Source organism: Paenibacillus sp. AR247 (assembly GCF_002968895.1).
Lineage (GTDB): Bacteria > Bacillota > Bacilli > Paenibacillales > Paenibacillaceae > Paenibacillus_AQ > Paenibacillus_AQ favisporus.
Window position 1 is genome coordinate 275206 of the sequence record NZ_PCZT01000006.1, and the last position, 9216, is coordinate 284421.

Here is a 9216-nt window from a genome sequence, read left to right on the forward strand (position 1 = left end):
CGGGTATGATGAATAGCGAAGGGGAACATTTGTCATATTTCTCCTTCGCTTTTATTATGTATGAGTGAGACGTTGAGAAGATGTGGAGGCTAAGGTAGATGGATTTTAATATCATTAAAGGGATTCTGGTATGGACAGGTTCCGGGGCGATCCTGCTCTTTATTTTGATGTTTGTGGATTCGCTGTTTACCAAGTACAAAGATTTTGAAGAAGTGAAGGCGGGCAACATGGCGGTCACCTCGCGCCTGGTCATCAAGCTGCTGTCCCAGGGTTACATTCTGTCCGTTTCGATTCGGACTTCGAATAACCTGCTGGAAGCGCTTGTCGTATCGATCGTCTCCTTCTTGATCTTACTCGTGCTGGAAGCGATCGTGCGCGTCTTGATGAGATGGTGGGCAAAGCTTGACCTGGATACAGGTACACAGCAGGGCAAAGTGGGTTATGGCCTGTTTGCCGGTACGATCCATTTGGTGGGCGCCCTCATCATTACCGCCTGCCTGTAGCACGACCCCAATATATATTAAAGTTTGATTACCTAAGGAGTTATAGCATATGAGTGTATTTAAAAGAATCGGCAACCTGTTTGCCAAGCCGGAACCGCCGAAACCGGAGAAAAGCATGCTGGCGCTGATGCCGGGAGATATTTGCGAGGTATCGCTGGTCACATACGAAGTCATCGGACGCGTGCACAACCGCGGAAGAAACGCCGTTCTGCTCACGCTCCGGGACGGGAACACGATCGCTTACCTTCATATTGAAGAGCGCGAGACCTTGGAGTATGAATTGTACGCTCCCATCGACGGCCGGCTTGACAACCCTGCCGAAGTAAGTACCAACCGAAATCGAACTGGACGACCGGGGTTTACTATATGGAAGAAGAATACATCGGTCATGTGTTGATTCAAGGCAAAAACCCCCGTTTACGCAAGGGGGGAGAGCAGCACGTATGGCAGTACCAATCCGACGATTATCATCTGCTGCGGATCGAGTGGCAGAACGGACGTTTTATGCTGTATGAAGGAGAGAAAGTAATCCCAGGTGATGTGAAAGTCATCCGGGCCAATTAGAGTGGGGCACATGATGGGTAAGAAGAGAAGCAGGTTTCTCGGCCTGAAGCTTCTGCTTGTCGCCAGCCTTGTGCTGTCTCTGCTGACCGGATGCGGCATCGGCTCGCCAAACGTCAAGGAGACATATCCGCTGGAGTCGGTGAACCGCGACGGTAACGCTACGTCGTATGTGTACCGGGCCGCGGACAAGACGGTTCCCGAGGTTGCGAAGGAGCTGACGGACGAGAAGAAGCCCGACCAGATGTCGCCGGAAGATGCCGACCGGATGTTCCTGGTGTATGGTAACGAATGGTACCATCTGCAGAAAGATACCGCCAAGCCAAGCGATACGCTGATCGAAATCGACTCGCAGCAGTATGTGCAGCGGAATTACGATTCAAGCTTCCTTCAGGGATATCTGACGGCCGCGCTCATCGGACAACTCTTTGATTCGTTCGGCGGGGGTGGCTCTTACCGGGGGTATACGAGCAGAGACATTTATCAGCCGAAGCAGGGAACCTACCACAAGCCGACGACCAACGATAAAAAAGTGGCGCCGCCGCTGACGGTTGAGAAGAAGGGCTCGATTCTCCGCCGCGGCAAAAACAGCGACACGAATCCGAGCGTCGGTTCCGGAGGCAGCATTTTTGACCGGAAGAAGGATACCAAGACTCCGAGCAGGGGCAGCATTTCAAGGGGCGGCAGCAGCGGCTCCGGCCTGTTTGATGCACCGAAGCGGTCGTACACGAAGCCGAAAACCCGCGTCGGATCGGGCAAGATCACAAGGCGCAGGTGACGGCTGGCTGCAAGCGAATATCCTGATGCCGTGTTCACGGCGGACGAAAACGCACGAAGCATGGATTCGTGCGTTTTTTTGTGTCATGATAGACAGAGGAGACATTCAGCAACGGAAGGATGATACATAATGGATCAGACACGAACCGATTACGATAAATTTCACCGGAAACCGATGCAGGTCAAGGATGCCCAAAGGCTGATCGCCGGGTATGTCGAGGCAGGCGCTGTAGAAACCAGGCGCTGTGAAACGGTACCGCTGGCGGAGAGCGTCGGGCGCTTTCTGGCCGAGCCCGTTACCGCCCCGCATCCGTTTCCGCGGTTCCGCCGCTCCGGAATGGACGGGTACGCGATATGTTCCGCCGACACCGCTTCTTGCAGCTCGGACGATCCGGTCTGGCTGGAAGTCATCGACGAGATTCCTTGCGGCAGCGTGTCCAGCCAAGTGATCCGGCCGGGGACGGCTGCGCGGATCATGACGGGCGCCGAAGTGCCGGACGGCGCGGACGCCGTCGTCATGCTGGAGATGACAGAGCAGCGGGAAGAGGACGGACGGGCTCGGGTTGGACTGAAGCGAAAAATCCATAAGGGGCAAAACATTACCCCGATCGGCCTGGAGGTTCAGGAAGGACAGCTGCTGCTTAGCCCGGGGACCCGTATTTCGGCCGGGGAAATCTCGGTGCTGGCGACGTTCGGCATTCATCGTGTCCCGGTGTACCGCAAGCCGCGGATCGCGATTTTCTCGACGGGGTCGGAGCTGCTGTCCGTCGAAGAGCCGCTGCAGCCGGGGAAAATCCGCAACAGCAACACGTACATGCTGGCGGCCCAGGTGTGGGAAGCGGGGGGCGAGCCCTTTATCCTGGATGCCATTATGGACGATTTGCAGCTGGCACAAGCACGGGTCGAGGAGGCGCTGCAGGAATATGATGCAGTCGTGACCAGCGGCGGTGTGTCGGTCGGCGACTACGACATTATGGGCGATCTCGTCCGCGGCGGCGGGGTGGAGATGCTGTATAACAAAATCGCCATGCGTCCCGGCAGCGTCACGACGGCGGCCGTAAAAGATGGCAAGCTGCTCTTTGCGCTGTCCGGCAATCCCGGCGCCTGCTTCGTCGGCTTTGAGCTGTTCGTACGGCCGACCATTCAGGGCATGATGGGAAGAAAGAATGCCTACCTTACGGAATGGTCAGCCGTCTTGGACGTCGACTATACCAAAGTGAACGCCTTTACCCGCTACGTTCGCGGAAGAATGGAAGTCCGCGATGGATTGGTGTATGCCGTTCCGGCAGCGGTGGACGAATCGAGCGTCATGGTGACGATCAAGGACAGCGACTGCCTGATCGTCATCCCGCCCGCCAAGGCAGTCACACCAGCCGGATCCAAGGTGCAAATTTTGCTGCTTAAAGAGGGATCGAGATGAGCTGGCAAGAAGTGAAACCGCCCGTCTGGCAAATCGTCGGGTATAAGAATAGCGGCAAGACGACGCTTGTCTGCAGTCTCGTCGAGAGGCTTGCGGCCAAAGGCGTACGGACAGCAGTGATTAAGCACGACGCCCACGATTTCGACATCGATCATCCGGGAACGGACTCGTACCGGCACCGGAAATCGGGGGCGGGTGCAGTCGCCCTTGTGTCCTCGCGGCGTACGGCCGTGATCGAGGAAACAGAAACCGGGCTGGACGAGCTCATCGGGCGGTTTTCCGCATACGACATGATTTTAGTGGAGGGCTTCAAGCAGGCGGAGTACCCCAAAATCGTGATGGTGCGCAGCCAGGAAGACCATTCGCTCGTTTCCCAATTAACATCCGTGAATGCGATCGTCTCCTGGCTTACCAATGACGCGATGAAGGGGAGCATGGATGTGCATCCGGGTTCCGTTCCGATATTTGGCATCAATGACACTGGCCGGATCACGGAATGGCTGCTTCACCATAGTAAGCACGATACGACGGAATGAACGGAAACTAACCGTTTGCAATAAAAAACAGCACGCCCATCCTGAATATACCGGATGCGGCAGTGCTGCTTTTTATTGTGACCGCGCCTAAAGCCGTTACGGTTCCAGCCTCCGCTCAATCGCCTCGGACATCGTTTTGTCCGTAAGATGGGCGTAAACCTCCGTCGTTTCGGTTGAGGCGTGGCCGAGCTGCTCCTTCGTTTTGTAAATATCGTTCTGCAAATATAGTCGGTGGCGAAGGAATGCCGGAGCTTATGTACGGTGAGATAAGGCTTGCCGAAGCGCTTGGCATACTTGATGATCATCGCCTGGATCGCCCGTTTGGTCATGCGTCCGCCTTCCTGATGCCCGTTCGGAAGCGCTGCAAACAGTGCTTTTTCCCGCTTGGGCACCTTGTATCTGGACTGACGAAGGGTAAGGTACTGGGCCAAATCATCCTTGGCCTGCTCGCGGAAATAGACCGGGGTCTTGAACGACTCGTCGTTATTGCCCTTCCGGTACACATACAGCATCTTGTTGTTCATGTCCAGATCATCGACATTCAGGTTAACGACCTCGGACACCCGAAGCCCCGAATTCAAAATCAGGCTGGCAATGCAGGCGTCGCGTTCCTTATTCAGTTCATGGGCGTGGAGCGCCTGCTTGTTATTAGCGACATCCTTTGCGTAGCCGTCCATAATATAGCCGATAAACTCCAGCAGCTCGTCTTCCTCGAGGATCTTCCCTTTCAGCTTGGCGGCCGTGTCTTTTGGTTTGTGGATCCGTTTGATCTCCACCTTCGCCATAATGTTGCGCTTCAGGAGCGGATAAAAGTTGTCATCCTCGGCAATTTGGCTTAAGTAATGAAACAGGGAGCGCATGGAAGAAAGCTTGCGGGAGACGGTAATTTTGGAGTTGGCACTCTCCCGGCGGGTCGTTAGATACAAGCGGTAGCTGACGACGTCTTCCATCCTCAGCACCTCCAGCTCTTCCAGCGTTACCTTGCCGTTGTCCGGCGCAGCGGACAATCCTTCGGCCCGGAGCCAGTTGAAGAACGTTTCGTAATCCCGGATATATTCAAGCAAAGTGGACGGCGACAGATCAGGCAGCTTGTAATCGATAAATTGCTGGACGTACCAAGGCATGGTCAGCACTTTGTCGTCGAGCTTTTTCCGGTCTTGTTCCTTTTGAACGTTCATCGTCATCCCTCATCTTTCCTTTTCTTCGTATCTTTTTATATTAACACAATGGGCGAACAGATGTCCGCTTCAATTACGTATATGTCAGGGAATCCGTCCGCGTATAACCTTGCCCGTCCGTTGACAAAGTTATATAGTGGAAATGAAGTCAGGATCGTGAACAGGAAAATAGGAAGGTGAAGTTATGGAGTTCAGGCTGGACCTGGTTCCGCATAAGCGCAGGCAAGTGATATACAATTTGATGCAGCTGTATATGTACGATTTTTCCCGCTACCAGGATATCGTGGTGGATGATAACGGCAAGTTTCCCGAATACCCGGGAATCGATGAGTACTGGCGCAGGGGAACCGGCAAGCATGCTTTTTTGATTTCTTACGACAAAGTGCCGGCCGGTTTTGCGCTGGTGGACCGGTTGTACGACCCGATGGAAGGCGACTTTTACATGACGGAGTTTTTTATTATGCAAAAATACCGCCGCACCGGCATGGGAACCTGGGCTGCGCAGTCGCTGTTCGATCGGTTCAAGGGCAGATGGAAGGTGACCCAGATCAAAAACAATCTGCCGGCCCAGGCCTTCTGGCGGAAAGTGATCGGCAGCTACACGAACGAGCGGTATTCGGAAAAGGTTCACCCGCAGTATGGCAATATCAGCCAATATTTCAGCAGTTTATAGATGGATCTGAATACATAGGCTCTCGTTGGCAGGGAAATCGAGCATTTCTTGAATCGGAGCGGACCGGGGAGGAAGAACCGTCAAAGCCAGCGGTTTGGCGGCCCTCCGCTTCGGGTAAACATCTCATATACTGCGTAAAAGTCACTTCGTATCTATGAACGCATCCAATTATGAAACCAGGGAGGATTTCATTATGGAAAGACGGGCATTCGGCAAGACAGGCATGGAAGTGAGTATTTTGGGCTTTGGCGGCGCGGAGATCGGCAAGGAAACGGACCTTTCCAAAGTTGAGAAGCTGCTGGGCAGCGCGCTTGATGCGGGACTGAACATGATCGATACGGCGGAGTGTTACGGCGACAGTGAGGAGCTGATCGGCAAAACGATGGCGAACCGCCGCAGCGAATATTATTTATTCACCAAGTGCGGACATGCTTCCGGCTTGGATTATAAAGATTGGGACCCTGAGCTGCTGGAGAAAAGCATCGACCGCAGCCTGAAGCGGCTGCAGACCGATTACGTCGACTGCATCCATCTGCACAGCTGCTCGGAGGATGTGCTGAGACAGGGCGCGGTGATCGAGGTGCTGCAAAAGGCCAAGCAGCAGGGAAAGACGCGGTTTATCGGATACAGCGGCGATTCGATTGACGCATTGTATGCGGTGCAAACCGGCGTGTTTGACAGCTTGATGGTGTCGCTCAACATCGCCGACCAGGAAGTGATCGATCTGACGCTGCCCGAAGCGCGTAAGCGGGGAATGGGGATCATCGCCAAGCGGCCGATCGCCAACGTAGCCTGGACTTACGACCAGCTTCCCGAGAACGCCTACCCGTATAAATACTGGCAGCGGCTGAAAGAGCTGCAGTATGACTTTCTGCGGGACAACGAGCAGGCGTTGGCGGATGCCCTTCATTTTACGCTGGATACGCCCGGGGTGGATACCGCGATCGTGGGAACGAACAAGCCCGGGCGCTGGTCGCAGAACGCTGAGATGCTTGCAAGCACGAGCCTGAGCCATGATAAGTACCAGGAGATCCGGGCGCGCTGGAAGGAAGTGGCCCCGCGGGACTGGGTGGGTCTGACGTAAGTAGACCAGCCTGACGTAAGGCGTCCCGGGGCTATACGGCTCATGACGAAGCGCTATTAACCTTAATGAATTGCCCGATAGAGAAGGCTCCCTCTGGAACACTTCAAGTTCCGGAAGGGAGCCTTTTTTGCATGCCCGGAGACCGGGAGAACCACTCTTATTCAGCCTTTCCCAGCTTCGTTTCGCTAAATTGAAGACGGTACTGCCCAGGCGTCATTCCCTCAAGCTTTTTAAACATCCGGTTGAAATACGGCGGCTGATAGCCTACGGATTTGGCGATTTCGTTCATTTTGAGGTCGGTCGTCAGCAGAAGCTTTTTGCAGCGGCCGATTTTGAGCGCCGTTAAATAATCAATGTAATTCGAGCCGGTCATTTGGCGGAACGCCTTGCTGAGATGCGACACGCTGACTCCTGCTTCCATGGCGAACGTCTCAAGGGAGATATCGCACATGTAATTGTCGTGAATGGTTGCCAGCACCTGGTCCACGATATCCTTCATGGCATGCTGGTAGCTCTTGGACAGCATGTCGATGTACGGCCGAATCACCCGTTTGCCGAACCACTGGATACACGCCTCAGCGTCCCTAAGCGTCCTCAGTTCTTCTTCCAGCTGGACGCCGTCAAAGAGGGCGTACGGGTTATGTCCCGACTGCAGCATGGACCGGTACAGGCTGCTCTTCAGGCGCATCAGTCCCTGGTGGACGACCCATTCCGGCGCGCCTTCATTTTTCAGAGCGGTTACGAACCGCTCCAGGATGTCGGCTGCCTCGCGTTCCAGCCCGAGGTTCAGCGTATGCGTAAATTCCTGCTCCAGATCGTATGGAAAATCGACTTCGGGATTCGCCTGCTCAAGCACGGCGGTTGCATCCAGCAGCTGGCTCTCCGACGTAAACGTGCGGTAGCTGAGCGCTTTGCGCGACTGTTCCAGCAGGAAAGGGATGTCCATCCACAGCGGCGCCGGGCCGTTCACGACGATTGTCGACGGCATGCGCAGCACATGCTCCAGTGTGCGGAGCATTTCCCCGCCAAGCCGGAGCAGTTCGTCCCGCGCATCGTCCATGGCGGAGGTTTCCGGAAATATCAGCACCGCGGCAATCGAACCGTCGAGCAAATCGAGCGTATGCACATAGGCGGCCGACGCCTCCGATATTTCGCCGACGATGTTGATGGCCGCGTAGGTGATGAGCTGGCTGTCCTTTTCTGTCAGGGGAGCCTTGTGACCGTCAAGTCCGTGCAGCTGGCAGACCACGACCGAAAACAGGCAGCCTGTCACGTCGAGCTGCAGGGCGCGAAGCTTTTCGATCATTTCCGTCTCTGATAAATGGGCGGCTTGTCCCAGCACAAACTGGTTGATCAGCGCTTCCCTGACTTTGGGAGTGGATTGATCCAGCCGGCTCTGCAGCGACTCGTTGGCAAACCGGTACTGCTGCCATTTTGCCTCGATATAGGCCATTTCGTCGGACGGGTCGGCGTCTTCATCCGTTTTGCCGTCCCTGACCAGATCCATGACTTTGCGGAACGGCTGATAGAAGCGGTTGGACGCAAACCAGCTCAGACCGAGCGCGGCGATGAGAGACACGATCCAGTAGACGACCACCACATGCGTATACGCACTGTTGGGCGCAGTGACTTTGGATGACGGGGTACCCGTCACAAAGGTCCAGATCCGGTTCATCTTTTCAAAAGAAACCGCATTCATGAGGAACTGCTCATGATCCGCACGGATTTGAAAACGCGACTGGCTGTCATACGTGCGCTTGGTTGAGCCGAGCTGTTCCATGATCCGCGGCAGGAGCTCGGGATACGATTTGGCGGCATCCGACTGACCAATGACCACGTCGCTGCCATCGAGAACATAGGCCGCCTGGTCGGGGGTCACGTTCAATTGAAGCATGGCCGGGTTGACGTAGAGGACGAGCGCCCCGTAAGAGGTTTGGCCGTTAAAAGGCAGCTTCATGACGATTGCATGCTTGGAGCCGCTGCGCCCAAACGGCCGGGTGAGATGATTCGTCCAGAAAATGCCCTTATCCCCGTTCATGAGACTATTCCAAACGGCACGATCCGCCGGATCGTCCAGCGTGCGCAGGCCGAGGACGGGCTGCAGCAGCACATTCTGCTTCGGTATGTACAAATAAGCCTGATCGATCAGCGATTCCCCGTTTTCGATCAGCGACATCGTGTCCAGCAGTTCCTGGGTTTTTTCGAACTCATCGACATAGTTCATGTCCGCGATCGCGGGCTTAAAGATGGGGTTGGCCATCATATGCAGGGCGTACTGTACCAGCTGGGCGAACTGGCCGTCGATTCTGCGCACGGATTCCCGCAGCATGATCTCGTTATTTTGCTGATACTGCTGGATTAGGTACCGGTTGCCGACATACCCGCCAATGCAGCTGACGATCGTGATCGGAATACAGGTCAGCAGGATCGCAAGCGCGATGCTTCTCCAGTATACGGTCCCTTTCGATGCGAACCTTTTCGCCA

The 9216-nt window shown here is 55.0% G+C and carries 7 protein-coding genes and 2 pseudogenes; 7 read left to right on the forward strand and 2 right to left on the reverse strand.

Annotated elements, in window-relative coordinates; translation table 11 throughout:
- The first annotated feature begins 98 nt into the window (after positions 1 to 98).
- The 5 genes and pseudogenes from CPT76_RS06235 (at position 99) to mobB (ending at position 3797) form a co-directional block, all read left to right on the forward strand.
- Positions 99 to 503, forward strand: a complete 405-nt coding sequence (locus tag CPT76_RS06235) for a DUF350 domain-containing protein (RefSeq protein WP_076171403.1) — start codon at positions 99 to 101, stop codon at positions 501 to 503.
- Positions 504 to 552: 49 nt separating this feature from the next.
- Positions 553 to 1067 (forward strand): annotated as a pseudogene (locus CPT76_RS06240) (DUF4178 domain-containing protein).
- Between the two features lie 13 nt (positions 1068 to 1080).
- Entirely contained in the window at positions 1081 to 1842 is a 762-nt protein-coding gene (locus CPT76_RS06245) for a DUF4247 domain-containing protein (protein WP_076171407.1), read from the forward strand.
- A gap of 129 nt (positions 1843 to 1971) precedes the next feature.
- A complete protein-coding gene (locus CPT76_RS06250) occupies positions 1972 to 3261 on the forward strand; it encodes a molybdopterin molybdotransferase MoeA (protein WP_105442270.1) in 1290 nt (429 codons plus the stop codon).
- Positions 3258 to 3797, forward strand: a complete 540-nt coding sequence (gene mobB / locus CPT76_RS06255; RefSeq protein ID WP_105442271.1) for a molybdopterin-guanine dinucleotide biosynthesis protein B — start codon at positions 3258 to 3260, stop codon at positions 3795 to 3797. Before CPT76_RS06250 ends, mobB begins: the two co-directional genes overlap by 4 nt.
- 96 nt (positions 3798 to 3893) lie before the next feature.
- On the opposite strand, the pseudogene xerS reads toward mobB, so the two are convergent.
- Positions 3894 to 4975, reverse strand: a pseudogene (gene xerS / locus CPT76_RS06260) (tyrosine recombinase XerS).
- Positions 4976 to 5159: 184 nt separating this feature from the next.
- Between xerS and CPT76_RS06265 the strand changes: the two are divergent.
- Positions 5160 to 5648, forward strand: a complete 489-nt coding sequence (locus CPT76_RS06265) for a GNAT family N-acetyltransferase (RefSeq protein WP_105442272.1) — start codon at positions 5160 to 5162, stop codon at positions 5646 to 5648.
- A gap of 193 nt (positions 5649 to 5841) precedes the next feature.
- Entirely contained in the window at positions 5842 to 6732 is an 891-nt protein-coding gene (locus CPT76_RS06270; RefSeq protein ID WP_105442273.1) for an aldo/keto reductase, read from the forward strand.
- Between the two features lie 157 nt (positions 6733 to 6889).
- Here the strand turns inward: CPT76_RS06270 and CPT76_RS06275 are convergent.
- Positions 6890 to 9216 (reverse strand): helix-turn-helix transcriptional regulator (locus tag CPT76_RS06275; protein WP_258168135.1); only part of this gene is annotated, 2327 nt, incomplete at its 5' end.

Coding starts and splice junctions, on each gene's coding strand:
- CPT76_RS06235 (WP_076171403.1), top strand. CDS start 99: ATGGATTTTAATATCATTAAAGGGATTCTGGTATGGACAGGTTCCGGG.
- CPT76_RS06245 (WP_076171407.1), top strand. CDS start 1,081: ATGGGTAAGAAGAGAAGCAGGTTTCTCGGCCTGAAGCTTCTGCTTGTC.
- CPT76_RS06250 (WP_105442270.1), top strand. CDS start 1,972: ATGGATCAGACACGAACCGATTACGATAAATTTCACCGGAAACCGATG.
- mobB (WP_105442271.1), top strand. CDS start 3,258: ATGAGCTGGCAAGAAGTGAAACCGCCCGTCTGGCAAATCGTCGGGTAT.
- CPT76_RS06265 (WP_105442272.1), top strand. CDS start 5,160: ATGGAGTTCAGGCTGGACCTGGTTCCGCATAAGCGCAGGCAAGTGATA.
- CPT76_RS06270 (WP_105442273.1), top strand. CDS start 5,842: ATGGAAAGACGGGCATTCGGCAAGACAGGCATGGAAGTGAGTATTTTG.